General features: G+C 72.0%; 27 protein-coding genes and 1 pseudogene. 14 read left to right on the top strand and 14 right to left on the bottom strand.

Translation table 11 applies throughout. The annotated features are described in order from the left end of the window. The first annotated feature begins 117 nt into the window (after window positions 1–117). Both fdxA and dapC read left to right on the top strand, forming a co-directional pair. A complete protein-coding gene (gene fdxA / locus OG627_RS10870; protein WP_114622457.1) occupies window positions 118–438 on the top strand; it encodes a ferredoxin in 321 nt (106 codons plus the stop codon). A gap of 138 nt (window positions 439–576) precedes the next feature. Beyond that, the gene (gene dapC / locus OG627_RS10865) at window positions 577–1,683 is read left to right on the top strand and encodes a succinyldiaminopimelate transaminase (protein ID WP_329063847.1); all 1,107 of its coding nucleotides are present in this window, start codon (window positions 577–579) and stop codon (window positions 1,681–1,683) included. Window positions 1,684–1,817: 134 nt separating this feature from the next. Here the strand turns inward: dapC and OG627_RS10860 are convergent, their stop codons facing one another. Both OG627_RS10860 and OG627_RS10855 read right to left on the bottom strand, forming a co-directional pair. Next, entirely contained in the window at window positions 1,818–2,258 is a 441-nt protein-coding gene (locus tag OG627_RS10860; RefSeq protein WP_329063844.1) for an ATP-binding protein, read from the bottom strand. 319 nt (window positions 2,259–2,577) lie between these two features. Beyond that, window positions 2,578–3,552 carry a hypothetical protein gene (locus OG627_RS10855; RefSeq protein WP_329063841.1) on the bottom strand — a complete coding sequence of 325 codons (975 nt, stop codon included), beginning with the start codon at window positions 3,550–3,552 and terminating at the stop codon, window positions 2,578–2,580. Between the two features lie 94 nt (window positions 3,553–3,646). Between OG627_RS10855 and dapE the strand changes: the two genes are divergently transcribed. Both dapE and OG627_RS10845 read left to right on the top strand, forming a co-directional pair. Continuing rightward, window positions 3,647–4,738, top strand: coding sequence for a succinyl-diaminopimelate desuccinylase (gene dapE / locus OG627_RS10850; protein ID WP_329063839.1), 1,092 nt, complete (start codon window positions 3,647–3,649; stop codon window positions 4,736–4,738). Window positions 4,739–4,866: 128 nt separating this feature from the next. Then, the gene (locus OG627_RS10845; RefSeq protein WP_329063837.1) at window positions 4,867–5,616 is read left to right on the top strand and encodes a TIGR00730 family Rossman fold protein; all 750 of its coding nucleotides are present in this window, start codon (window positions 4,867–4,869) and stop codon (window positions 5,614–5,616) included. A gap of 64 nt (window positions 5,617–5,680) precedes the next feature. Here OG627_RS10845 and folP read toward each other — a convergent pair whose 3' ends face one another. Further along, window positions 5,681–6,550, bottom strand: coding sequence for a dihydropteroate synthase (folP, locus tag OG627_RS10840; protein WP_329063836.1), 870 nt, complete (start codon window positions 6,548–6,550; stop codon window positions 5,681–5,683). A gap of 71 nt (window positions 6,551–6,621) precedes the next feature. Here folP and OG627_RS10835 point away from each other — a divergent pair, with 71 nt between their 5' ends. Both OG627_RS10835 and OG627_RS10830 read left to right on the top strand, forming a co-directional pair. Next, the gene (locus OG627_RS10835; RefSeq protein WP_329063834.1) at window positions 6,622–7,020 is read left to right on the top strand and encodes a hypothetical protein; all 399 of its coding nucleotides are present in this window, start codon (window positions 6,622–6,624) and stop codon (window positions 7,018–7,020) included. Then, the gene (locus tag OG627_RS10830; RefSeq protein WP_329063832.1) at window positions 7,017–7,598 is read left to right on the top strand and encodes a DNA-3-methyladenine glycosylase I; all 582 of its coding nucleotides are present in this window, start codon (window positions 7,017–7,019) and stop codon (window positions 7,596–7,598) included. The genes OG627_RS10835 and OG627_RS10830 overlap by 4 nt, the downstream gene beginning before the upstream one ends. A gap of 92 nt (window positions 7,599–7,690) precedes the next feature. Here the strand turns inward: OG627_RS10830 and OG627_RS10825 are convergent, their stop codons facing one another. Continuing rightward, the gene (locus OG627_RS10825) at window positions 7,691–8,494 is read right to left on the bottom strand and encodes an enoyl-CoA hydratase/isomerase family protein (protein ID WP_329063830.1); all 804 of its coding nucleotides are present in this window, start codon (window positions 8,492–8,494) and stop codon (window positions 7,691–7,693) included. Window positions 8,495–8,809: 315 nt separating this feature from the next. Here OG627_RS10825 and OG627_RS10820 point away from each other — a divergent pair, with 315 nt between their 5' ends. Beyond that, window positions 8,810–8,977, top strand: coding sequence for a DUF3117 domain-containing protein (locus OG627_RS10820; protein WP_009997451.1), 168 nt, complete (start codon window positions 8,810–8,812; stop codon window positions 8,975–8,977). Window positions 8,978–9,204: 227 nt separating this feature from the next. On the opposite strand, the pseudogene OG627_RS10815 reads toward OG627_RS10820, so the two are convergent. Beyond that, a pseudogene (locus tag OG627_RS10815) lies at window positions 9,205–9,871 on the bottom strand (O-methyltransferase). Between the two features lie 165 nt (window positions 9,872–10,036). Between OG627_RS10815 and sigE the strand changes: the two are divergent. From sigE to OG627_RS10790, 5 genes are all read left to right on the top strand, one after another. Then, the gene (gene sigE, locus OG627_RS10810; protein ID WP_329063829.1) at window positions 10,037–10,795 is read left to right on the top strand and encodes an RNA polymerase sigma factor SigE; all 759 of its coding nucleotides are present in this window, start codon (window positions 10,037–10,039) and stop codon (window positions 10,793–10,795) included. Beyond that, window positions 10,792–11,664, top strand: a complete 873-nt coding sequence (locus OG627_RS10805; protein WP_329063827.1) for an anti-sigma factor family protein — start codon at window positions 10,792–10,794, stop codon at window positions 11,662–11,664. Before sigE ends, OG627_RS10805 begins: the two co-directional genes overlap by 4 nt. Window positions 11,665–11,758: 94 nt before the next feature. Next, a complete protein-coding gene (locus OG627_RS10800) occupies window positions 11,759–13,411 on the top strand; it encodes a trypsin-like peptidase domain-containing protein (protein ID WP_329063825.1) in 1,653 nt (550 codons plus the stop codon). A gap of 151 nt (window positions 13,412–13,562) precedes the next feature. Beyond that, window positions 13,563–14,057, top strand: a complete 495-nt coding sequence (locus OG627_RS10795) for a sec-independent translocase (RefSeq protein ID WP_329063823.1) — start codon at window positions 13,563–13,565, stop codon at window positions 14,055–14,057. Between the two features lie 114 nt (window positions 14,058–14,171). Further along, on the top strand, window positions 14,172–14,834 hold the full coding sequence (locus OG627_RS10790) for a hypothetical protein (protein ID WP_329063822.1): 663 nt from the start codon (window positions 14,172–14,174) through the stop codon (window positions 14,832–14,834). A gap of 76 nt (window positions 14,835–14,910) precedes the next feature. Here OG627_RS10790 and OG627_RS10785 read toward each other — a convergent pair whose 3' ends face one another. From OG627_RS10785 to OG627_RS10775, 3 genes are read right to left on the bottom strand one after another with little or no spacing between them, the layout of a single operon-like run. Further along, on the bottom strand, window positions 14,911–16,071 hold the full coding sequence (locus OG627_RS10785) for an Mrp/NBP35 family ATP-binding protein (RefSeq protein ID WP_329063819.1): 1,161 nt from the start codon (window positions 16,069–16,071) through the stop codon (window positions 14,911–14,913). 42 nt (window positions 16,072–16,113) lie between these two features. After that, window positions 16,114–16,734: a DUF1003 domain-containing protein gene (locus tag OG627_RS10780; RefSeq protein ID WP_329063817.1), complete on the bottom strand. Its 621-nt coding sequence runs from the start codon at window positions 16,732–16,734 to the stop codon at window positions 16,114–16,116. Then, window positions 16,727–18,073 (bottom strand): magnesium transporter MgtE N-terminal domain-containing protein, encoded by a 1,347-nt coding sequence (locus OG627_RS10775; RefSeq protein ID WP_329063815.1) that lies wholly within the window; start codon window positions 18,071–18,073, stop codon window positions 16,727–16,729. Before OG627_RS10775 ends, OG627_RS10780 begins: the two co-directional genes overlap by 8 nt. Window positions 18,074–18,267: 194 nt before the next feature. Here OG627_RS10775 and OG627_RS10770 point away from each other — a divergent pair, with 194 nt between their 5' ends. Then, on the top strand, window positions 18,268–19,044 hold the full coding sequence (locus tag OG627_RS10770) for a hypothetical protein (protein WP_443073449.1): 777 nt from the start codon (window positions 18,268–18,270) through the stop codon (window positions 19,042–19,044). Between the two features lie 82 nt (window positions 19,045–19,126). On the opposite strand, the gene OG627_RS10765 is transcribed toward OG627_RS10770, so the two are convergent. The 5 genes from OG627_RS10765 to OG627_RS10745 all read right to left on the bottom strand — a co-directional run bounded on the left by OG627_RS10765 (window position 19,127) and on the right by OG627_RS10745 (window position 22,264). After that, window positions 19,127–19,648, bottom strand: coding sequence for a hypothetical protein (locus OG627_RS10765; protein ID WP_329063811.1), 522 nt, complete (start codon window positions 19,646–19,648; stop codon window positions 19,127–19,129). An 85-nt stretch (window positions 19,649–19,733) separates the two neighbouring features. Then, entirely contained in the window at window positions 19,734–20,285 is a 552-nt protein-coding gene (locus OG627_RS10760; protein ID WP_329063809.1) for a hypothetical protein, read from the bottom strand. Between the two features lie 29 nt (window positions 20,286–20,314). After that, window positions 20,315–20,701 carry a hypothetical protein gene (locus OG627_RS10755; protein WP_329063807.1) on the bottom strand — a complete coding sequence of 129 codons (387 nt, stop codon included), beginning with the start codon at window positions 20,699–20,701 and terminating at the stop codon, window positions 20,315–20,317. Window positions 20,702–20,720: 19 nt separating this feature from the next. After that, window positions 20,721–21,116 carry a hypothetical protein gene (locus tag OG627_RS10750; protein WP_329063805.1) on the bottom strand — a complete coding sequence of 132 codons (396 nt, stop codon included), beginning with the start codon at window positions 21,114–21,116 and terminating at the stop codon, window positions 20,721–20,723. 23 nt (window positions 21,117–21,139) lie between these two features. Next, the gene (locus tag OG627_RS10745) at window positions 21,140–22,264 is read right to left on the bottom strand and encodes a magnesium and cobalt transport protein CorA (protein ID WP_329063803.1); all 1,125 of its coding nucleotides are present in this window, start codon (window positions 22,262–22,264) and stop codon (window positions 21,140–21,142) included. Between the two features lie 426 nt (window positions 22,265–22,690). Here OG627_RS10745 and OG627_RS10740 point away from each other — a divergent pair, with 426 nt between their 5' ends. Further along, a complete protein-coding gene (locus OG627_RS10740; protein WP_329063801.1) occupies window positions 22,691–23,287 on the top strand; it encodes a suppressor of fused domain protein in 597 nt (198 codons plus the stop codon). Between the two features lie 34 nt (window positions 23,288–23,321). Here the strand turns inward: OG627_RS10740 and OG627_RS10735 are convergent, their stop codons facing one another. Continuing rightward, window positions 23,322–24,596 carry an MFS transporter gene (locus OG627_RS10735; RefSeq protein WP_329063799.1) on the bottom strand — a complete coding sequence of 425 codons (1,275 nt, stop codon included), beginning with the start codon at window positions 24,594–24,596 and terminating at the stop codon, window positions 23,322–23,324. Between the last annotated feature and the right edge of the window lie 107 nt (window positions 24,597–24,703).

Genomic DNA, 24,703 nt, shown 5'->3' with positions numbered 1-24,703 from the left:
GGATCGCGCCCAAGAACGGAGATACTAGATGTGGGCATCGACGACGCCGCGCTCCCGCGCGCCCGTGGACGGAGCCGCAGATCGGCCCGCCGCGCCCTATCGAGGAGGAACGACAGCGTGACCTACGTCATCGCGCAGCCTTGTGTCGACGTCAAGGACAAGGCGTGCATCGAGGAGTGCCCGGTCGACTGCATCTACGAGGGCTCGCGGTCCTTGTACATCCACCCGGACGAATGCGTCGACTGCGGAGCCTGTGAGCCGGTCTGCCCGGTCGAGGCGATCTTCTACGAGGACGACACCCCGGAGGAGTGGAAGGACTACTACAAGGCGAACGTCGAGTTCTTCGACGAGCTGGGCTCGCCCGGTGGTGCTTCCAAGCTCGGCCTGATCGAGCGCGACCACCCCTTCGTCGCCGCGCTGCCGCCCCAGAACGGCTGACAGCGCGCCCCCCGGTCCCCGTACGGCTCGCCGCTGTGCGGGGCCGAGGTGTTTCCGGCCCCCGCCGTACGGTCCCGGCCCCTCGGCCGGCCGGTACGGGCCGTACGAGTACGACCGAGTACGAGAAAGAGTGAGCACGTGTCCGCAGTCTCCCCGCGAGTCTCCTCGCGCCTTCCCGTCTTTCCCTGGGACAAGCTGGAGCCGTACAAAGCGACGGCGGCGGCGCACCCGGACGGGATCGTGGACCTGTCCATCGGTACGCCCGTCGACCCGGTTCCCGCGCTGATCCGGCGGGCCCTGACCGGGGCCGCCGACTCGCCCGGGTATCCGACGGTGTGGGGCACGGCGGAGCTGCGGGACGCGCTGACCGGCTGGGTGGAGCGGCGGCTCGGCGCGCGCGGGGTGGCGCACACCAATGTGCTGCCGGTGGTCGGTTCCAAGGAGCTGGTGGCCTGGCTGCCGACGCAGCTGGGACTCGGCGCCGGCGACCGGGTCGCGTTCCCCCGGCTCGCGTACCCGACGTACGAGGTGGGGGCGCGGCTCTGCGGCGCCGAGCCCGTCCCGTACACCGACCCCACCGAGCTGGACCCGGCCGGGCTGAGGCTCCTGTGGCTCAACTCGCCGTCGAACCCGACGGGCGCGGTGCTGCCGCGCGAGGAGCTGGCGCGGATCGTGGCCTGGGCGCGCGAGCACGACGTGCTGGTCTTCAGCGACGAGTGCTACCTGGAGCTGGGCTGGGAGGCCGAGCCCGTTTCCGTGCTGCACCCGGACGTCTGCGGCGGCACGTACGAGGGCGTGGTGGCCGTCCACTCGCTCTCCAAGCGCTCCAACCTGGCCGGCTACCGCGCGGCCTTCATCGCGGGCGACGCCGACGTCCTGGGCGAGCTGCTGCGGATCCGCAAGCACGGCGGGATGATGACCCCCGCGCCGGTGCAGGCGGCGACCGTCGCGGCGCTCGGTGACGACACGCACGTACGGGAGCAGCGGGAGCGGTACGCGGCCCGCCGCGCCGCCCTGCGCGCCGCGCTGGAGGCGCACGGCTTCCGTATCGACCACAGCGAGGCGAGCCTCTACCTGTGGTCGACGCGCGACGAGCCGTGCTGGGACACCGTGGCCCACCTCGCCGGGCTGGGGATCCTCGTCGCGCCCGGCGACTTCTACGGCCCGGCGGGCGAGCGGCACGTGCGGGTGGCGCTGACGGCCACGGACGAGCGGGTCGCGGCGGCGGTCAAGCGGCTCGGCTGACGCCTGGCGCACGCGGTGGACGCGACGGAAGGGCCCGGGGAGCGCGCGCTCCCCGGGCCCTTCCGCGTACCGGGTGTGGGGGACCCGGAGTCGTCAGCCGTCAGCCGTCAGCCGTTGCCGGTCTTCGGCGGCCGTCAGCCGATCGGCAGGCCCTGGAGCGGCAGACCGCCGAGCGTGCCGCCGGCCGGCGCCTTGGCCGCGCCCGCGCCCTCGGTGGCCGTCGAGGCGGTCCGGCCCAGCAGCGTGCCGGCGCCGCCTGCGGTGTCACCGGCGGTCTTCTGGACGGCGGGGGTGGCGGTCTTGGCGGCCTTGCCGACGGCCTTGCCCGCGGCCGGCACGCCCTGCTCGACGGCCTTGCCGCCCGCGTCGCCCACGGTCTTGGTCGCCTGCCGGGTGCCGCCGTCGATGGTGTCGCCCACGGCGGCGCCGTCGAGCGTGCTCACCGAACCCAGATCGGCCTGCGGCAGCTCCGCCGCGCTCGCGGAGCCGGCCGCACCGATCACCGGGGCCGCGCCCGCCGCGATGAGCAGCGCGGCACGGGCGATCCGACGGGTGAGGGGGAGGTTCGCGGACATGATGCTCCTTTGGGGGAGAGAACGGTGCTTGTCGCTTGTCGTGTGTGGCGCGTCCGTCGACCGGACACACCGTCACAACCCCTCGAAGGGCGCCCGAGGATGCGGTGGGCGCGGGTAAAGAATCAGCAATGTGTCGCATGATCGGGTATGGATAAAAAAGGGCAAACGATCCTCCAGGGGAGGACTGCGAGTGGACGTGGCGAACCGTCACTTCCGGCCGTACGCAGGGCATTCGGCGGCCGTGACCATGTCCGCTCGTACCGATGTCCCGTCGGCTCCCCGGCGGCGCCCGCCCCACCCGTACGAGGGACGGGCCGTACTACCGCGCGGTGCGGATCCTGACCTCGGTCGTGCTCGAAGCCGCCGAACCCTCCGCCGTGCGCCAGCCCTTGGCCGCGTCCTTCGCGCTCCACACCCGGCCCGCGAAGGAGACCTCGTCGATCCCCAGGGCAGTCGACTGCGCCACCGCCCAGTGCGCCAGCTCCCAGCCGTGCCGCGAACCCGACGACGCGTCCACCGAGTTGCCGCGCTGACCGGCGGACCCGGCCGTCGCCGACACCGGTACGGACAGCGTGTCCCCGGCGTCCCCGGCGCCCGCGCCGCCCGGCGCCGACTTCCCGGCGGACGACCCGGCCGGCAGCACGTCCGAACCGAAGGCGCGCACCAACTGCGCCCGTACCTTCGCCGGATCGCCCGTCACCCCGTCGCTCGGCGCCGAACAGGTCAGCGAAGCCGCCGACCTGCCGGTGAGCGCCGAGGCCAGCAGCGCGGCGTCCGGCTCGTGCTTCGCGTACGCCTGCGGGAAGCCGCTGCGCTGCACGCGCTGCGCGGCCTCGGTGAGCGGCAGCCGCGAATAGCCCGGGACCTTGACCAGATGGTCGTAGAACTGGCCCGCCGAGTAGACGGGGTCCTGGATCTGCGCCTCGGTGCCCCACCCCTTCGAGGGGCGCTGCTGGAAGAGACCGAGCGAATCACGGTCCCCGTAATCGAGATTGCGCAGCGCCGACTCCTGGAGCGCGGTCGCCAGCGCGATCGTCACGGCGCGCTCCGGCAGCCCCCTGCTGGTACCGACGGCCGAGATCGTCGCCGCGTTCACCGCCCGGTCCGGACTCATCGAGTACGAGGGGGCGTCCCCGTCCGGCGCCCCGGTGCCCCGCACCACACAGTGCGGGGCGCTGCCGCGGCTGGTCATGTACTGCATGTACGTGTACCCGGCCAGGGCCAGCAGCACGGTGAACGCGGCGACGAGGCGGAGGGGGCGTCCGCGACGGGAGGGAGAAGCGGTCTCGGGCACGCGCCCACCGTACTGGAGTCCCAGGCCCCCCACGGCATCGTCGGCGGCGCCGTCGGCGGGCGGCCCGCGACGGGCGCCGTATTAGGGTCGGACCATGTCCCACACCACTTCGGAGCCCGCGCTCGACCTCACCCTCGACGGCCCCGCGCTCACCGCGGCGCTCGTGGACTTCCCCTCGGTCAGCGGCGAGGAGAAGCCGCTCGCCGACGCCATCGAGCAGGCGCTGCGCACCCTGCCGCACCTCACCGTCGACCGGCACGGCAACAACGTCGTGGCGCGGACCCGGCTCGGGCGCGGGGAGCGGGTCGTGCTCGCCGGGCACATCGACACCGTCCCGATCGCGGACAACGTGCCCTCCCGGCTCGACGCCGACGGCGTGCTGTGGGGCTGCGGCACCAGCGACATGAAGGCGGGGGTCGCCGTCCAGCTCCGGATCGCCGCGAGCGTCCCCGAGCCCAACCGCGACCTCACCTTCGTCTTCTACGACAACGAGGAGGTCGCCGCGCACCTCAACGGTCTCGGCCATGTCGCCGAGGCCCATCCCGACTGGCTGGAGGGCGACTTCGCCGTCCTGCTCGAACCGTCCGACGGCGAGGTCGAGGGCGGCTGCCAGGGCACGCTGCGGGTCCTGCTCCGCACCGAGGGGGAGCGGGCGCACTCCGCGCGCAGCTGGATGGGGTCCAACGCCGTCCACGCCGCCGCGCCGATCCTGGCCAGGCTCGCCGCGTACGAGCCGCGCCGTCCGGTCATCGACGGGCTGGAGTTCCACGAGGGCCTCAACGCCGTACGGATCGAGGGGGGCGTCGCCAACAACGTCATCCCCGACGCGTGCACCGTCACCGTCAACTACCGCTACGCCCCCGACCGGAGCGAGGCGGAGGCCCTCGCCCATGTCCACGAGGTCTTCGCGGAGTGCGGAGTGACGGAGTTCACCGTCGACGACCACTCCGGCGCCGCCCTGCCCGGCCTCGCGCACCCGGCCGCCGCCGCGTTCATGACGGCCGTCGGCGGGACGGCGCGGCCCAAGTTCGGCTGGACCGACGTCTCGCGCTTCGGCGCGCTCGGGGTGCCCGCGGTCAATTACGGCCCCGGCAACCCGCTGCTCGCCCACAAGCGCGACGAGCGGGTCGCCGTGGAACGGATCACCCACTGCGAGAACCGGCTGCGCGACTGGCTCACCCGGTAGGCCACGCCCGGCGGCCGATGGAGCGCTCATCGGCCGGGGACCTGATCGACTGCCGGAATTTCGCCGTTTGTCACGTGCGCCGATCTACCCTTGCGCAGAACAACGCACAGCAGCGGAAGGAGCGGCTCATGGGCATGCCCGACGGAACGCGCAGGCCGGAGGAACAGCGGCTCGGCCCGGTGATCCGCCGACGGGAGCAGGTACAGCCCGGCACGACCGACCAGCGGCTGCTGGACACCGAGGGCGACTCGGAATGGGTGCACACCGACCCCTGGCGGGTGATGCGCATCCAGTCGGAGTTCGTGGAGGGCTTCGGCGCCCTCGCCGAACTGCCGCACGCCATCGCCGTCTTCGGCTCGGCCCGCACCCCGGCCGGATCCGCGGAGTACGAGGCGGGCGTCCGGCTCGGCGGCGCGCTGGTCGACGCCGGATTCGCGGTGATCACCGGCGGCGGCCCCGGCGCGATGGAGGCGGCCAACAAGGGCGCCCGGGAGGCGGAGGGCGTCTCCGTCGGCCTCGGCATCGAGCTGCCCTTCGAGCAGGGGCTCAACCCGCATGTCGACATCGGGGTGAACTTCCGCTACTTCTTCGTCCGGAAGACGATGTTCGTGAAGTACGCGCAGGGCTTCGTGGTCCTGCCCGGTGGCCTCGGCACGCTGGACGAGCTGTTCGAGGCGCTCACGCTCGTCCAGACCCGCAAGGTCACCCGCTTCCCGATCGTCCTGTTCGGTACGGAGTACTGGGGCGGGCTCGTCGACTGGCTGCGGAACACCGTCGTGGCCCAGGGCAAGGCGTCCGAGAAGGACCTGCTGCTCTTCCACGTCACGGACGACGTGGAGGAGGCCGTCGCCCTGGTCACGAAGGAGACGGGCAACTGACACGGAGGCGCGGGCCCGCCGGGCCCGTGCCTCTCCGAGCCCGTCGGACGGCCCCGGCAGGCTCTCAGGCCAGGCCGCGGCGGGCGACCGCCGGCGGCCGGTGGCCCGCGATCGACGCCACCATGTCCAGCACCTGCCGGGTCTCCGCGACCTCGTGCACCCGGTAGATCCTGGCGCCCAGCCACGCCGAGACCGCCGTCGTCGCGAGCGTGCCGGTCAGCCGTTCCTTGACGGGCCGGTCGAGTGTCTCGCCGACGAAGTCCTTGTTCGAGAGGGAGACCAGCACCGGCCAGCCCGTCTCCGCCATCTCGCCCAGCCTGCGGGTCGCCTCCAGCGAGTGCCGGGTGTTCTTCCCGAAGTCGTGACCGGGGTCGATCATGATCCCGTCCCGGCGCACGCCCAGCGCCAGGGCCCGCTCCGCGAGACCCAGCGTCACCCGCAGGATGTCGGCCATCACATCGTCGTACGCGACCCGGTGCGGCCGGGTCCGCGGCTCGGCGCCGCCCGCGTGGGTGCACACCAGCCCCGCCCCGTACCGCGCGGCCACCTCGGCGAGCCGGGGGTCCACCCCGCCCCACGCGTCGTTGAGCACGTCCGCGCCCGCCTCGCAGACCGCCTCGCCCACGTCGTGGCGCCAGGTGTCGACGCTGATCACCACGTCCGGGTGACGCCGCCGCACCTCCGCGACGAAGCCGACCGTACGGCGGGCCTCCTCCGCGGCCGTGACCTCCTCGCCCGGTCCCGCCTTGACGCCGCCGATGTCGATGATCGCCGCGCCCTCGGACACCGCCTGCTCGACGCGGTCCAGGGCCGGTTCGTCCAGGAAGGTCGCGCCCCGGTCGTAGAAGGAGTCCGGTGTCCGGTTGACGATCGCCATGATCACCGGCTCGTGCGCGCCGAATTCCCGACGTCCCAGCCGCAGCGTGCCGCGCATCCCCTGCATCCTCCCAGCGTTCGGTTCGCCTGACCTTAACCGGCTTCGCCCGCCCGCACTGTCGGTGGCTCATGGCACGATCGGCATCGGACGTTTCCTGCCCCCGGGAGAAGCACGTGTTCTTGTTCTTGCTCATCGCGATGGTCATCGTCGTGGCCGCCGTCACGCTCGCGGTCGTCGGCGGCGGCGACAGCACCGTCCTGCCGGACGTCCCTCCGGAGCAGCTGGTCGACCCGCTGCCCGTGACCCGTCCGGTCGGCCGCGCGGACGTCGAGGCGCTGCGGCTGCCGGTCGGCGCGCGCGGCTACCGGATGGCCGACGTGGACGAGGTGCTCGGCCGGCTCGGCGCCGAACTGGGCGAGCGGGACGCGCGGATCGCGGAGCTGGAGGCGGCGCTGGCCGGGGCGCAGGCCGCGGCGCTCTCCTCTCCCGACCTCTTCAAGAAGCCGGGAGAGGAGACCGGACGATGAGCGACGGCACGGCTGTGGCCGGTCCCGACGGGCGCCCGCGCTGTCCTTGGGGCGTGTCGACCGAGGACTATCTCGCCTACCACGACGACGAGTGGGGACGGCCGGTCCACGGCGACGACGCCCTCTTCGAGAGGCTGTGTCTGGAAGCCTTCCAGTCCGGTCTGTCCTGGATCACGATCCTGCGCCGCCGCGAGGGGTTCCGCACCGCCTTCTCCTCCTTCGAGATCGCGTCCGTGGCGGAGTTCACCGACAAGGACCGGGAGCGGCTGCTCGCCGACCCCGGGATCATCCGCAACCGCGCCAAGATCGACGCGACCCTCGCCAACGCCAGGATCCTGGCGCAGTGGCCCGCCGGCGACCTCGACAGCCTGATCTGGTCGCACGCCCCCGCCCCGGCCCGGCCCGCGCCCGTGACGACCGCCGATGTCCCTGCGGTCACCGACGAGTCCACGGCGCTCGCCAAGGCGCTCAAGAAGCGCGGCATCCGCTTCGTGGGCCCGACCACGGCGTACGCCCTGATGCAGGCGTGCGGTCTGGTCGACGACCATCTGGCGGCCTGTGTGGCCCGGCGGGGCTGAGACCGGCGTACGAGGCGTACGTGGCGTACGTGGCGTACGACGGGGGCGGGCGCCGGGGCCGGGACGGGGGCCGGGGTGAACGGGGCCGGACCTCAGCGCCCCACGTACCGGGGCTTCTCCTTCGCCAGGAACGCGCGCACCGCGATGGTGTGGTCCTCCGACGCGCCCGCCCGTGACTGGAGTTCCTCCTCCTTCGCCAGCGTCTCGGCCAGCGAGTGCCCCGCGCCGTACGCCAGCGACTCCTTGAGCGCCGCCAGGGCGAGGGTGGGGCCCGAGGCCAGCGCACGGGCGACGGCGCTCGCCTCGGCCGCCAGATCCGCCGCCGGGACCACCCGGTCGACCAGCCCCCACGCGTGCGCCTCCGGAGCGGGCACCGAGCGCGGGAAGAGCAGCAGGTCGGTGGCGCGGCCGTGGCCGACGAGGCGGGGGAGCGTCCAGGACACCCCGGAGTCCGCCGTCAGCGCCACTCCGGCGAAGGACGTGTTGAACGACGCGGTGTCGGCCACCACCCGGTGGTCCGCCGCCAGCGCGAAGCCCAGACCCGCGCCCGCCGCGACCCCGTTGACCCCGGCCACCACCGGCTTGGCCATCTCGGTGATCGCCCGCAGGATCGGGTTGTAGTGCTCGCGCACGGTGCTCATCGCGTCACCCGTGCCGTCCCGCCGCGCCACTTCGAGCAGCGCCGTGTGCTCCTTGAGGTCCTGGCCCACGCAGAACGCGCGGTCGCCGGACCCGGTCAGCAGCACACCCCGTACGGCGGTGTCGGCCGCGGCGGCGGCCAGCGCGTCCCGCAGCGCCACCTTGGCCGCCGTGTTCATCGCGTTCATGGCCTCGGGCCGGTTGATCGTGATCGTCGCCAGTCCGTCGGTGACGTCGTACAGCACGGTGTCGGTCATGAATCGGGGTCCCTTCACGGCTCGGGCAGGTCCTGTCCGGCCCCAGCATGTCGGAGATCTTCGGCGGCGGGCATGTGACCTGCGTCTAAGAAACCGGCCCCCCGGCGGAGCGAACGGCGGCGAAGTATCGCAGCAGGATCGCCGAATTGGGGGGTTTTGCGAGAGCGCGTTGCGCAAGCGATGCCGTCCGATGTTGGTCATCGGGTCCCGCCATGCGGGATAATGGGCTGGAAGCAATGTGTTCGATGCCGGTGACACAGCGCCTGTCATGGGGCCGCCGGCTGCGATGAGCTGGTTTCAGGAAGGGGAACGAGCATGGCGGCCATGAAGCCGCGAACGGGCGACGGCCCGCTCGAGGTGACCAAGGAGGGGCGGGGCATCGTCATGCGCGTTCCGCTCGAAGGCGGCGGTCGGCTTGTCGTCGAGCTGACTCCGGACGAGGCGGAGGCGCTCGGCGACGCGCTGAAGAAGGTCGTCGGCTGAGCGGAACGTTTTACGGGTCTTCGGGGTGACCACGTCACCCTCGGACAGACAGACCTCTGCCCCGGTACGGAGTTCTTCCGTACCGGGGCAGAGGTCTGTCCCGGGTCCGTTCGGACATCGGAGTCCTAGGATCCGGGGAATCCCGTTGGTATCGGAGTCCAGGGATTCGGAGTCCAGGGATCCGGAAATCCGGGAAACCCCGGATCCGGCTCGCGCGGGGCGCTGTCTCAGCCGCGCCGTACGGCGCAGAGCAGCCCGTCGCCCACCGGCAGCAGCGTCGACTGCAGCTCCTGGCTCTCCCGTACCGCCCGCAGCAGCTCCCGCACGCGCAGGACCTCGGCGGGCTGGGCCGAGGAGTCGACGGTCCGTCCGTTGGCGAAGACGCCCTCGAAACAGACCAGCCCGCCCGGCCGCAGAAGCCGCAACGATTCAGCGAGGTATTCGAGCGATTCGAGCCGGTCGCCGTCGCAGAAGACGAGGTCGTACCCGCCGTCCGCGAGGCGCGGCAGCACGTCCAGGGCGCCGCCCGGGATGAACCGCGCGCGGTTTCCCGCGAATCCGGCGGCGCGGAACGCGTGCCGGGCGAGCTGCTGGCGGTCCGGCTCGGTGTCGACCGTGGTCAGCACACCGTCCGGGCGCATTCCCTGGAGCAGATAGGTGCCGGAGACGCCGGTGCCCGTCCCGATCTCCGCCACCGACTTCGCGTCGAGCGTGGCAGCGAGCAGCCGCAGCGCGGCACCCGTGCCTGGTGACACCGAGCGGAGCCCTGAGTCCCGGGCCCGGTCACGGGCCCATCGCAGTGCTTCGTCCTCGGCGACAAAGGCGTCGGCGAACGCCCAGCTCGTCTGCCGGTTGGCGGTAATGACCCTCTCCTTGTCCCCGTTGGCGGCGCAACGGTGACTGTATCCGCTGCGCCCGGGAACCCGCAGATGGGACCGGGCGTTAAGAAGAGGCAGAAGGCAAGGCGCGGAAGACCGGGATCACGGCCGTGACCGGGCCCGGGGGCCGGGCCCAAATTCGCGTAAAGATTCTTATCCGGAGCTAACGGGCGGAGTGGCTATGGTAGGGGCTCCACTGGACACCACCAGAGCCGATAGGGGAGGTGCGGCTGCGCCTGTGGATCGGGGAGGAGTGCTCTGGCGTCTTCTCAGGTCAGGCGGCGAGCCGAAATCCGTGACCAAGTCTGCTGACCGTTCCCGCTCCACCGACTCCGCAGTTACCGCGACCTTCGCATCGGATGCGGAATCGCAGGCGTGGACGCCTCCCAGCTGGGAGGAGATCGTCAGCACGCACAGCGGACGGGTCTACCGCCTCGCCTACCGCCTCACGGGCAATCAGCACGACGCCGAGGACCTGACGCAGGAAGTCTTCGTGCGGGTCTTCCGCTCGCTGTCGACCTACACCCCCGGCACCTTCGAGGGCTGGCTGCACCGCATCACCACCAATCTCTTCCTCGACATGGTCCGCCGCAAGCAGCGCATCCGGTTCGACGCGCTCGGCGACGACGCGGCGGAGCGGCTGCCCAGCCGTGAGCCGTCGCCCCAGCAGGTCTTCCACGACACGCACTTCGACGCGGACGTCCAGCAGGCGCTGGACACCCTCGCGCCCGAGTTCCGGGCCGCGGTGGTCCTCTGCGACATCGAGGGGCTCTCGTACGAGGAGATCGCCGCCACCCTCGGCGTGAAGCTCGGCACCGTGCGCAGCCGGATCCACCGCGGCCGCTCGCATCTGCGCAAGGCGCTCCAGCACCGTTCCCCCGAGGCCAGGGCCGAGCAGCGCGCGTTCGCGAGCGTGGCCGGGGAGGGCGGATCGGCGTGAGCGGCAGCAGCCAGACCCCCGCCGAGGAGCATCTGGGGGACCGACTAGCGGCCCTGGTGGACGGAGAGCTGGACCATGACGCGCGCGAGCGCGTGCTGGCCCATCTCGCCACCTGTGCCAAGTGCAAGGCGGAGGCCGACGCGCAGCGCCGGCTGAAGAGCGTGTTCGCGCAGACCGCGCCGCCGCTGCCCTCGGCCGGGTTCCTCGCCCGTCTGCACGGGCTGCCCGGCGGCCCCCCGGGCCCCGGGGACGACGACAACGGGAAAGGGCTGTTCGACGGGGGACGCTTCGGCGACGGCGTCTTTCCCGTCCGGTCCGATGCCTTCGGCCATGTCCCGGCGGGCGCCCACGCCGTCGCGCTGCCCGGCGGCTCCGGCTTCCGTATCCACGAGGTCGGGCGGCAGGACGCCGAGCGCTCACCGTGGCGCGGACGCCGCTTCGCCTTCGCCGCGGCCAGCGCCGTGTCGTTCGCCGCGATGGCCCTCGGCGGGACGATGCCGCTGGGCACGACCGCCGACATCCTGCCGCGCGGCGCGGGCAACGCGGTGACGCCCATGCGCGCCCCGGGCGCCGGCTCCCCGGTCCCGGTCGGCGAGAGCGCCCGCCGTCAGGGCGGCGGCATGCTCCCGCACTCCGTCGACCGGCCCACGCCGACGGATCCGCCCGGCAGTCTCCGCGCGGAGACCCTCGCCGAGGAGTCGTTCGCGCCGGGCACCCTGACCGGTCCTTCGGCGGCGCTGTGGATACAGCCCACCGGCTCGGCCTTCCAGATCGACGACACCTCCGGCGCCGGTCCCACGGCCACGCCCCACCCCACCCGCCTCGCCGCCCCGACGCTGCCCACCGCGCCGCTTTCGGCCAGGCGCTGAGCCCACGCCCTGCGGGAATCTCCGCGGACCTGGTTGAATCCCTGGCTAGGGGTGGCCCCACGGGGGCGCGCGGAACGGCAGTTGCGGGGAGAGCATGGACGACGGGAAGCCCAGCGGACCGAAGACGAACTGGTGGAGCCGTCCCGCGCCGGGACGACGCACACCGGACGCGACCGAGGCGGAGCCGGCCCTCGACGACGAGGCGCAGGCCGGCCCGGCCGCCGCGACTGACGGCCCATCAGGATCCGTCGAGCCGGTCCGCGACGGCTCCCGGCCCGCGGAGCCGGGGCCCGGCACGGGCGCGCAGAGCCCCGCCGACGCGGTCGCGGCGCCCCAGGAGCGCCCCCGGCCGCTGCACGAGCCCGATGCCTACAGCACCCCGCCCTACGGCGGCCCGGGGCCCTGGGCGCCCGCACCGCCCGTACAACTGCCCACCCCGGCCCACGGCACCACGCTGCCCCCCGAGTACGGCGCCGCGCCCGCCCCGCACGACGGACAGACGCCCCCGCCCGCCTATCCGCCGCCCCAGCCCCAGGTGCCGCACCAACTGCCGGCCCCGTCCCCGCAGTGGGGCCAGTACGACCCCTGGAGCGCCCCCGGACAGCAGCAGCCGCTCACCCAGTACGGGGAGCCGGCCGGCAAGCGCCGCCGCGTCGGCGTCGCCGCCGTCGTCCTGCTGGCCTTCGCCGGCTGTGTCCTCGGCGGCGCGGTCGGCGCGTACATCGAGCGCAACGGCGGCTTCACCCGGGTCGAACTCCCGCAGGCGGGCCCGGAGACCACCGACCGCGCCCCCGACAGCGTCGCGGGCATCGCCGCCAGCGCGCTGCCCGGCGTCGTCACGCTCCACGTCAGCGGCAGCGGCGAGCAGGGCACCGGCACGGGCTTCGTCCTTGACCGCAGCGGTCACATCCTGACCAACAACCACGTCGTCCAGCCCGCGTCCTCCTCCGGCGAGATATCGGTCACGTTCAGCGGCGGCCAGACCGCCCGCGCCAAGCTCGTCGGCAAGGACAGCGGCTACGACCTCGCCGTGGTCAAGGTCACCGGAGTCTCCGGGCTCAAGCCGCTCCCGCTGGGCAACTCCGACAACGTCCGCGTCGGCGACCCGGTCGTCGCCATCGGCGCCCCCTTCGACCTGTCCAACACCGTGACGTCCGGGATCATCAGCGCCAAGGAGCGCCCCATCACCGCGGGCGGCGAGAAGGGCGACGGCAGCGACATCAGTTACGTCGACGCGCTCCAGACCGACGCCCCGATAAACCCCGGCAATTCGGGCGGCCCGCTGGTCGACGGCCGGGCCCGGGTGATCGGGATCAACAGCGCGATCCGCGCCGCCGACAGCGGCTCCGGCCTCAGCGGCGGCCAGTCGGGCTCCATCGGCCTGGGCTTCGCCATACCGATCAACCAGGCCAAGCGTGTCGCCGAGGAGCTGATCAACAGCGGGAAGGCCACCCACCCCGTCATCGGGGTCAGCCTCGACATGGAGTACGCGGGCGACGGCGCCAAGGTCGGCGCCGAGGCGGCCGACGGCGGCCCCGCGGTGACCGAGGGCGGTCCCGGTGCCAAGGCCGGTATCCGGCCGGGGGACGTCATCACCAAGGTCGACGGACAGCGCGTGCACAGCGGCGAGGAGCTGATCGTCAAGATCCGCGCCCACCGCCCCGGCGACCGGCTGGAGCTGACCCTCGTCCGCGCCGGCAAGGAGCGGACCATGACGCTGGCCCTCGGCTCGGCGGACGGCACCTGACGGCCACCTGAAGGTACCGCCCCGACAGGTCAGGAAGGTACCGTGGAGCGGCCCGGACCCCGATCCACCGCGACCCGCCCCGGTATTCCTCGGGCCAGGACGACCCGCGTCCCCCCCGGCCGCGGCCCTGGAGAACACAAGGAGCAGCAAAGTGTTCAGTGATATCGGCGCCCTTGAGGTGGTCACGATCGTGGTGATCGCCGTGATCGTCTTCGGACCGGAGAAGCTTCCCAAGGTCATCCAGGACGTCTCGCGCTTCATACGGAAGATCCGCGAGTTCTCCGAGAGCGCCAAGCAGGACATCCGCTCGGAGCTCGGCCCCGAGTTCAAGGACTTCGAGTTCGAGGACCTCAACCCCAAGACCTTCGTGCGCAAGCAGCTCATGGAGAACGACGATCTGGGGCTGAAGGAGATCCGCAGCAGCTTCGACCTCCGCAAGGAGATGAACGACGTCGTTGACGCGGTCAACGGCCATGAGAGTGGAACCGCCGTGTCGGACGCACCGGTTTCCATGGTCAAGTCCCTGAACGGTGCGGCCGCCACCGGCGCCGCCACGACCGCTGCGGCGGCCACTCCGGACCTGCTCAAGAAGGCCGAAAAGCCCGCTCAGCCCGAACGTCCCCCCTTCGACGCAGACGCCACCTGAGCACGACCAATCCCTACGAGTCGGTAGCGGGTGGCTATCCTCCATCTGTCCGGCAGTGAGACGCCCGTCGGGGGCGGGCCACTTCGGACGTACGAGACGAGGAGGCGCCGGCAGATGGAGACGACGAGTCGGGAAGGTGCGCGGGACGCGGCCGGGCCGGCGAAGACCGGGGAGGGCCCCGCGGCCCTGCGTACGGTCGCCGGTTATCTGCGGGCCCCGTTCCCCTGGTACGGACTGGACGAGGCATTCACGGGCCCGCGCTGGCTCATGCAGGTCGGCGCCGACTCCGACGGCGTGGTGCAGCACGGCGCCACGGGCCATGGTGAAGGGCCGTCGATAAGACCGGACACGTCGGCCGCGGACAAGGGACGGTTCGCGGTCGTCGTCACGGTGGGTACGAGCCCGGTGCGCAGGACCAGCGACGGTACGGGCCAGCTGGAGGCCACCACGGCCTCCTCGGCGGCGTGGCTGGCCGGTTCGGGGCTGCTGGCCTCGACCTGGCCCGCGCTGCTGGACCACGCGCTGCGCGACGACTGGCTGAAGCAGCAGACGGAGGCTGCCTTCGAGCTGGCCGACGATCTGACCGGGGAGGCGTGGTCGGCGCTCTCGCTGCCCGTGGACGGGGTGCCCACGCCCTTCCACTACCGGGAGTCCGAGTTCGGCTGGGTGCTCGCCGGCTCGACCGCCGGCGATGTGCACCTGGGCGCGTACGGGCGCGGGATGAGCGCCTACGGCCTCGGGTTCTCGGTGATCGAGGACATCAACACGTACGCCTGAGCGGCCGGTGGGGGCGACCGCCTCCGGTCGGCCTCCGATCCGTCCGTACGGCGCCCGCGGGGGCGCCGTACGGCGCTCAGAACTTGTTGCGCGGGGTGATCCCCAGCGACATGCCCGACAGGCCGCGCTGCCGCCCGCCCAGCTTGTTCGCGATCCCGCGCAGCGCGGCGGCGGCCGGTGAGTCCGGGTCGGAGAGCACGATGGGCTTGCCCTCGTCGCCGCCCTCGCGCAGCCGTACGTCGATCGGGATCGCGCCCAGCACCGGCACCTCGGCGCCGGTCGTCCGCGTCAGCCCCTCGGCGACCAGCTTGCCGCCGCCGGTGCCGAAGACGTCGATCATCTCGTCGCAGTGCGGGCACGGCAGCCCCGACATGTTCTCGACCACACCGACGATCTTCTGATGGGTCTGTACGGCGATGGAGCCGGCCCGCTCCGCCACCTCGGCCGCCGCCTGCTGCGGGGTGGTGACCACCAGGATCTCGGCGTTCGGTACGAGCTGGGCCACCGAGATCGCGATGTCTCCCGTCCCCGGCGGCAGGTCCAGCAGCAGCACGTCCAGATCGCCCCAGAAGACGTCCGCCAGGAACTGCTGGAGCGCGCGGTGCAGCATCGGGCCGCGCCACACCACCGGGGCGTTGCCCGGGGTGAACATGCCGATGGAGATCACCTTCACGCCGTGCGCCGACGGCGGCATGATCATGTTCTCGACCTGGGTGGGCTTCCCGTCAGCGCCGAGCATGCGCGGCACGCTGTGCCCGTAGATGTCCGCGTCGACGACGCCGACCTTCAGTCCGTCCGCCGCCATGGCCGCCGCCAGGTTGACCGTCACCGACGACTTCCCGACGCCGCCCTTGCCCGACGCCACCGCGTACACCCGGGTCAGCGACCCCGGCTGCGCGAAGGGCACCTCGCGCTCGGCCGTGCCGCCGCGCAGGGATGCGGCCAGCTCGCGCCGCTGCTCGTCGCCCATCACGTCCAGCGTCACGTCGACCCGGGTCACCCCGGCGACGCGGGCGACCGCGTCGGTCACGTTCCTGGTGATGGTGTCGCGCATCGGACAGCCGGACACCGTCAGATAGACCGTGACGGCCACCGCGCCGTCGGCACCGATCTCCACGGATTTGACCATGCCGAGGTCGGTGATCGGCCGGTGGATCTCGGGGTCGTTCACCGTCGCCAGCGCATCGCGCACCGCGTCTTCCGCGGGAACGGCGGTTCCGTACGTGTCGGTAGCCATACGGAGATGGTACGGCGATCCGCGCCGCCCCACGAAAGCCCCTCAGCGGTCGCCTTCCTCGCGCCCCCGCGCGGCTCCGTCACCGGCCCCCGGCCCGTCCGGCGGCCGCCGCTCGGCCATCTCCCGCACCAGGTCCTGGAGCTCGGAGCGGATCCAGTCGCGCGTGGCGACCTCGCCCAGGCCCATCCGCAGCGCCGCGATCTCCCGGGTCAGATACTCGGTGTCCGCGATCGACCGCTCGTTCTGCTTGCGCTCCTGCTCGTGCGTGACCCGGTCCCGGTCGTCCTGGCGGTTCTGCGCCAGCAGGATCAGCGGAGCGGCGTACGACGCCTGGAGCGAGAGCACGAGCGTCAGGAAGATGAACGGGTACGGGTCGAAGCGCAGCTCGGCGGGGACGAGGATGTTCCACGCCAGCCAGACCACGATGACCAGCGTCATCCAGACGATGAAGCGGCCCGTCCCCAGGAACCGCGCGACCCGCTCCGACAGACGCCCGAACGCCTCGGGGTCGTACTCGGGCAGCTCCGGCAGGATCCCGCGCCGCCGCGGACGCGGCTGGTCGAGCCGTACCCGGCCGCCGTGCGTCAGGGCCGTCGCCCCCGCCCCGGAACCGGCCTTCGTCCGCTCCCGGCCGCCGCCCTCCCACTCCGGACGCTCAGGCATCGCGGTCCGCCTCTTCCGCCTCTTCCTCTTCCATTCCGTGCGCCGCTTCCGTCTCTTCCGTCCTGTGCGTCTCTTCTGTCCCGTCGTCGCCCGCGTACCCGGTCTCGCGCCAGTCGTCCGGCAGCAGGTGGTCGAGCACGTCGTCGACCGTCACCGCGCCCAGCAGCGCCCCGGTCTCGTCCACGACCGGCGCCGAGACCATGTTGTACGCGGCGAGGTGGCTGGTGACCGCCGACAGCGGGGTGCCCGGCGCCAGCGGCGGCAGATCGCTGTCCACGATCGAGCTGACCAGCGTGTACGGGGGATCCCGCAGGAGCCGCTGGAAGTGCACGGTCCCCAGGTACTTGCCCGTCGGCGTCTCGTCCGGCGGCCGGCACACGTAGACCTGCGCCGCGAGCGCCGGGGAGAGGTCCTGCCGCCGCACCCGGGCCAGCGCGTCCGCCACGGTCGCGTCGGGGCGCAGCACGATCGGATCGGTCGTCATCAGACCGCCGGCCGTGCGCTCCTCGTACGACATCAGCCGCCGGACGTCGGCCGCGTCGTCGGGGCGCATCAGCGTCAGCAGCCGCTCCTTGTCCGCCTCGGGCAGCTCGGAGAGCAGGTCGGCCGCGTCGTCCGGGTCCATCGCCTCCAGGACGTCGGCCGCGCGCTCCTCCTGGAGCTTGCCGAGGATCTCCACCTGGTCGTCGTCCGGCAGCTCCTCCAGGACGTCCGCGAGCCGGTCGTCGTCCAGGGCGGCCGCCACCTCGGCGCGCCGCTTCGGCGTCAGATGGTGCAGCACATTGGCGAGATCGACCGGGCGCAGCCGCTCGAAGGAGGCGACCAGGCGCTCCGCGCCCTGCCCCTCCTCCTCCAGTGAGAAGCCGGTGACGGCCGACCACGGGACGGTCAGCGCCTCCCCGCGCCTGCGCAGCGCGCCGCTCTTCCTGCCGCGCTCCACGAAGACCTTGTCGATCTCCCAGTCGCGGCGGGCCGGCAGCTGGTGGATGGCGACATCGAGGACGGTCACCTCCTCGTCGCTCTCGACCAGCCGCACCCGCCGGTCGAGCAGCTCGCCCAGGACGAGACGCTCGGTCGGCCGCTGCTCGAAGCGCCGGACGTTCAGCACACCGGTGGTGATCACCTGGCCCGACTCGATACCGGTCACCCGGGTGATCGGCAGGAAGATCCGGCGCCGGCTCAGCATCTCGACCACCAGACCGAGCAGCCGCGGCGGCCGGCCGGTGACGCGCAGCATCGCGACGAGATCGCGGACCCGGCCCATCTGGTCGCCGGTGGGGTCGAAGACCGGCACCCCGACCAGATGCGAGACGAAGACCCGGGGCGTGCCTGCCGCCATCGCCGAGCGCCTCCTTGTCGTTGATTGTCCTTCTATCCTGCGTGATTACGGGTTCAGGCTAGCCCGAGTCACTGTGGCCCGCCGTGACGGATCCGTCCGCGCGGCGTCCCCGGTACTCCGCGTCGAGACGTCGCTCCGGCCCGGGTACGCTGCGGTCTGCCACCCCCCAGCAGCGTATGAGAGGCAGTGCGTCTGTGACCGTTCTCCCATCGTCGGACCGGGCCCGCCGGGCCGTCCTCCCCGTCGCGATCTGCCTGGGACTGGCCGTGGGCCTCACGGCGTGCGGCGAGGATCCGGACGAGGGGACGAACGGGGTCGGCAAGCTCTCCGCCGCCGAGATCGACAAGAAGGCGCGGACGGCGGCGGGCACGGCGGGGGCGGTACGGCTCGCCGGCACGCTGGTCAGCGGCGGCGAGGCGTACAAGCTCAACATGCGGCTCAAGGAGAACGGCGCGCTCGGCTCCGTCGTCTCGAAGAACAGCACCTTCCAGCTGCTGCGGATCGAGGACGCGCTCTATCTGAAGGCCGACGCGGGGTTCTGGAGCCACGCGGACGACGGAGCCGGCGGCAAGGCGACCGCGACGCCCAGCGCCTCGGACTCGGAGGCGGCGGGCAAACTCGGGGACAAATATGTGAAGGTGCCCGAGGAGGACCCCGCGTACAAGCAGCTGACCGGGTTCACGGACATGAAGGTGCTGCTCGGCGGAATCCTGTCCCTGCACGGCGAGTTGAACAAGGGCGCCCGCGACCGGATCGGTGGCGTACGGACCATCAAGATCAGCGGCAGCGAGGGCGACGGCGGCACGCTGGACATCTCGCTGGAGGGCACGCCGTACCCCGTACGGCTGGAGCGCGCGGGCAACGCCGGGACGCTCACCCTCGCCGACTGGGGCAAGGACTTCGAGCTGGAGGCCCCGTCCAAGGGCCAGACCGTCGACTACGGCAGCCGGCTGCCCAAGACCGGCGAATAGGCCGGGGAACGGGCCGGGGAACGGGCCGGGAGAGGCACGCGGGCGCGACGCGCGCCGACGGTTCGCGCTTCTCCCCGCGGGACTACGCCGACCGTGCCGACTTCTTGCCGCGCCTGAACAGCAGGCGCCCCAGCGAAGCCGGTACGGGCTCACGGGTCGTCGCGCCGGTCGGCAGCGGGGCGGCCGCCAGCGAGCCGCTCGGCAGCTCGGTGGTCGAGTCCCCGGGCACCAGCCGCAGCACCCGGCACTCCCGCGCCCAGCGCTCCGTCATGACCTCCGCGTCCGGCGCGTTGAGCCGCTTGCCCTTCAGCTCGGCGACGGCCGCCTCCCACTCCGGCGAGTGCGGCGCCAGTTCCACGACGGCCGCGGTCCAGACCACCAGCCGGCCGCCCTTGTCCTTGCTCCGTACGGTCACCTCGGCGGTGGAACCGGCCACCAGTCCCGGCAGCGGCTGCTCCCCGGGGCCGTCGCCGACCAGCACCGCCGCGCCCTCGTGCCAGACGTGCCACAGCGGGCGGTCGGGGCCGGAACCCCTGACCCACACGAGGCCGGACTTCTTGGTGGCCTCCTCGACGAGCGCCGGGCCGAGCGGTGGTGGTGTCATGCCCGCAGCTTATCCAGCGTCCGGGGAGCGGCTGCCGGCCACCGGCCCTTCGCCCGCCGGCCCTTCGTCCCCGCACCCCGCCCGCTCACATCGGGATGATCCCGGACTGGGTCAGCGCGAGCGGTACGACCACCTGGAACAGCAGCAGGTCGGCGGGGATCAACTCCCACCGCCGCGAGACGACTTCCCGGTCCCGCCGCGCCGGCGCCGGCGTGTCCCGGGAAGCGGCCCTGATCGCCTCGGCCGCCCGGACGGTCCGGCTCCGGCCGCGCGAGGCGAGCATCTCCTCGATGAGCGAGCCGCCGAACGCGGCGACCTCGTAACTCCGTTCGCCGCGCGCCCGCACGGTGAGTCCGCCCTCGGTGTCGACCATCAGATACGCGCCCCAGGGAATCCAGTCCCTGCCCAGCACCCCCACCAGCACCAGCCCGCCGTCATGGATCTCCACCCGGGCCCGGCCGATCCGGAACACGAGCCAGGAGACGGCGAGCAGGACCGAGGAGACCATGAGCAGGTCGCCCAGGGAGTTGTACGTGTACGAGAGGGACCAGAGCACCGGAATCGCCACGTAGCCCGCGAAGCAGGCCGTCAGGGTGGAGTACCGGATGCTCGGTCTGCGCAGCACGCGCGGCTTCACGCGGTTCCCCCTCATCTCCGTCGGCTCCGTCATCCGCCGGTGGCGACGAAGGAGAAGACGGCCCAGAGACATACCGTGCAGGTGAAGACCCAGACGGCCCACGTCGGGGGCGCCGCCTCCTGCCAGTCGACTTTCTCCCCGGCCGCCTCGCGCCGGTACAGCTCTCTCCTCCTGCCCCTGGGGAAGGCCATCAGGGCCGCCAGCATGAAGAAGCAGCCGCCCAGGCTGAAGAGCAGCACATCGATCGACTCGCCCTTGCCGAGGCCGAGTCCGATCCCGCCGGTGAGCGGGATGAGCATCCACAGGAGCACCGAGCGCTGGCCCCAGGTGACGGTCAGCATGATGTAGGCCAGGGCGAAAACGGCGATGCCGAGCGCGAACACCAGGAATATGACCGCACGGGGTATGTCGAGCATGGATTCTCTCCCGGTCCGCTCAGAAGTCCTCGAAAAGATTCCCGCCGAGCACGAAGAGCGCCCCCATCACGCCGAAGAGCTGGATCATCATCAGACCGGACAGCTGATTCTCCTTGCTCGGGCCCTCGGCGGCCTCGCGGCTCGCGACGGCTCTGATCGACGTGGAGTGGCCGAGCGTACCGATCGCGAACGACACCATGATGACGAGGTAGTAGGCGAGCGCCGTGCTCAGCGGCCAGCCGAACTTCACCACCCCGCCCGCGCCGATCGCGACAAGTCCCAGCGCCGCGGCCACCCCGACCTTCACCTTCTGCTCCGTGGTGTCCATCAGCGGCAACCACGCGCGCAGAAAGACGGCGATCGCGAGAGCCACCGCCACGATCATGACGGGCAGTGGTACCGAGGAAAGCCGCATGGCCGCCTCCGAGGGCCCGGTACTCAGAGCCAGCCGTTGCGCTTGAGCATGCGGTGAATCGTCAGACAGATGGTGGCTATCGCGGCCAGGACCAGTGGATAGCCGTACTTCCACTCCAGCTCCGGCATGTGCTCGAAGTTCATGCCGTAGATCCCGCAGACCGCCGTCGGTACGGCGATGATCGCCGCCCAGGACGTGATCTTGCGCATGTCCTCGTTCTGCGCGACGGTCGCCTGGGCCAGATTGGCCTGAAGAATCGAGTTCAGCAGCTCGTCGAAGCCGATGACCTGCTCGTGCACCCGGGCCAGATGGTCCGCGACATCGCGGAAGTACTTCTGGATGTCCGGATCGATCAGCCGCATCGGCCGCTCGCTGAGCAGCTGCATCGGCCGCAGCAGCGGGGAGACGGCCCGCTTGAACTCCAGTACTTCCCGCTTGAGTTGGTAGATCCGGCCGGCGTCCGAGCCGCGGGTGCTGCCCTTGGCGGGCTCGGAGAACACATCGATCTCGACCTCGTCGATGTCGTCCTGCACGGCCCCGGCCACCGCGATGTACCCGTCCACCACATGGTCGGCGATGGAGTGCAGAACCGCCGAGGGCCCCTTGGCCAGCAGCTCCGAGTCACCCTCCAGCCGGTGGCGGAGATTGCGCAGCGAGCCCCGGCCGCCGTGCCGGACGGTGATGACGAAGTCCCGGCCGGTGAAGCACATCACCTCACCGGTCTCGACCACCTCGCTCGTCGCGGTCAGCTGGGTGTGCTCGACGTAGTGGATGGTCTTGAAGACGGTGAACAGCGTGTCGTCGTACCGCTCCAGCTTGGGGCGCTGGTGCGCGTGGACGGCGTCCTCGACGGCCAGCGGGTGCAGTCCGAACTCGGCCGCGACACCGGCGAATTCCTCCTCGGTCGGCTCGTGCAGGCCGATCCAGGCGAAGCCCCCGCTCTCGCGCACCCGCAGCATCGCCTCGTGCGGGGTGACACAGGGGGCGCTCACCACCCGGCGGCCCTCGCGGTAGACGGCGCAGTCCACGACCGCGCTCGACGCGGACGGGTCACGGGTGGCGTCGTAGGTGTCGTACTTGCTGTGCCCGGGACGGTTCTTGCGCAGGGACGGGCGGACCGCTGCGCGAAGGTCACGAATCATCGACATGGCGGGCTCCTTCACGGAGAGGCCGTCGGTGGGGGCGCGTGGCACAGCCCGGAATGGGGACGTGATGCGTACGTCCGCAAAGCGGGCGGCACCGCGGGGCTCACGGTGACGGCTGTTCGCTACAGACAGGCAATTACACCGGCGGGTGAAAAGTGCTCTTCCGTCGTGCGCGAGGCCGTCTGCCCTAGCGGGCGGGGCGTCGGATCACCGGGAGACGGTGCGGGCGGAAGAGCGGCTGGTACTGGCCGGATGACTTCGATCCACCGCAGCCCCACCTCCTCCGGCCGGTCCCCCGTGGGGGATGACGTGTGTCGGGACTGGAGAGCGACGCTTCAGCGTGCTGTCCCGACCAGCGGCCAAGACTATCAGCTGACAGAGGGCCAATCGGTACCCCTGCCCCAAGCGCAAGCGATCTATGCTCCCCGGATGGAAGAAATTCTCGCGCTGACCGAGGCCCGGCTCCGTACCGCCCTCGGCGAGCCGGACGCGCGGGCCGCGGTGACCTTCCTGGGCACGGACCGCTACGAGGTCCTGCGGTTCCGGGACACGGAGGGCGGCTCGGACGTGGTGCGCTACGCCACCCTGGGGATGTCGGGCCGGCCGATGACCGATCCCTCGGCGATCCTGGCCGACGCGGAACGGGGTCCCAGGGCCGAACTGGTCCTCTCCGTACGGGCCGGGACGGCCGACACCGACCAGGTGTTGCGCCCGCTCGCCGTGCTGGCCGCCTCTCCACAGGTCGAGGGCGTGATCGTGGCCCCGGGCAGCTCGCTCGACGTCGGCGCGCCCCTGTGGCCGGGGGCGCCCTTCAGCTCCGTGCTGGTGGGGGAGCCGGGCGGGCTGGTCGCGGACCTGGAGCTGGACGCGCCGATGGAGCCCGTACGGTTTCTGCCGCTGCTGCCGATGACGCCCAACGAGGCCGCGTGGAAGCGGGTCAGGGGCGCGCGGGAGCTGGAGGAGCGCTGGCTCACGCACGGCACGGATCTGCGCGACCCGCTGCGCCGTTCGGTGGCGCTGGACTGACCGGCCGCCGCCGCGACCGCCGGTGCGGGCGCGCTCAGTCCGCGAAGACCGAGACGCTGTCCTCGGTCCTGTGGGCCGGCCGCAGCCGCGCCGCCTCGTGGGTCAGCGCGCCGCGCCTGAGCCCGACGACGGCCGCGCCCACGACCGCAGCGGCCGCCGCGACCACGAACGGGACATGGACATCGGTCCACTCCTCGATCTTCGGGGCCAGGAAGGGCGCCGCCGCCGCGGCGAACCACCGGACGAAGTTGTAGCCCGCGCTCGCCACCGGCCGGGGCGCGTCCGAGACGCCGAGGGCCAGCTCGGTGAAGACCGTGTTGTTCAGGCCGATGAACGCGCCGGAGACGATCGTGCCGGCCACGGCCGCGCCGTGGCTCCCGTACCCGATGACCAGCAGGTCGGCGGCGAGCAGGACGAGCGAGCCGCCGAGCACCTTGAGCGAGCCGAAGCGCGCCTGGAGCCTCGGGGCGACCAGTACGGAGAAGGCCGCGAGCAGCAGGCCCCAGGCGAAGAAGACCGCACCCGACCGGTAGGGCGTCATGTCCAGCACGAAGGGGGTGAAGGCCAGCACGGTGAAGAACGCGTAGTTGTAGAAGAACGCCGAGGCGGCGACCGACGCGAGTCCGCCGTGGCCCAGTGCCTTGAGCGGATCCAGCAGTGAGGTCCTGCGGGCGGGCCTGGGCTGCTCCTTGAGGAACGCGGTGATGCAGACGAAGCCGATCGCCATCAGGGCCGCCGTGCCGAAGAACGGATAGCGCCAGCTCGCGTTGCCCAGCAGCGCGCCGAGCAGTGGCCCGCAGGCCATGCCGAGGCCGAGCGCCGACTCGTACAGCAGGATCGCCGTGGCGCTGCCCCCGGCCGCAGCGCCCACGATGACGGCGAGCGCCGTCGAGACGAAGAGGGCGTTGCCCAGCCCCCAGCCGGCCCGGAAGCCGACCAGCTCGCCCACCGACGACGAGGTGCCGGACAGGGCGGCGAAGACGACGACGAGCGCCAGGCCGAGCAGCAGCGTCTTGCGGCCGCCGATCCGGCTGGAGACCCATCCGGTGACGAGCATGGCGAAGGCGGTGATGAGGAAGTACGAGGTGAACAGGAGCGAGACCTGGCTCGGGGTGGCGTCGAGCCCCTTGGCGATGGACGGCAGGATCGGGTCCACGAGCCCGATGCCCATGAAGGCCACCACGGACGCGCCCGCCGTGGCCCAGACGGCCTTCGGCTGACGCGGCAGCCCGCCGGTCCCGCCCCCGTGCCCGGCGACCGCTCCCTCGCCGAACGGATCCGCTCCGCTTCCGCTCTCGCTTCCGCGCATGGGACGCCTCTCTCTCCGCTTGGTCGGTGTGATGAAAACACATTAAGTTAGGGAAGCTAATAAGTGCAATATACATCTAAATCGCTCCGTCACGGCTCGGTCCGGAC

Origin of the sequence: Streptomyces sp. NBC_01429 (assembly GCF_036231945.1) — a bacterium.
Classification (GTDB): domain Bacteria; phylum Actinomycetota; class Actinomycetes; order Streptomycetales; family Streptomycetaceae; genus Streptomyces.
This window is presented reverse-complemented; position numbering and strand designations above follow the sequence as displayed.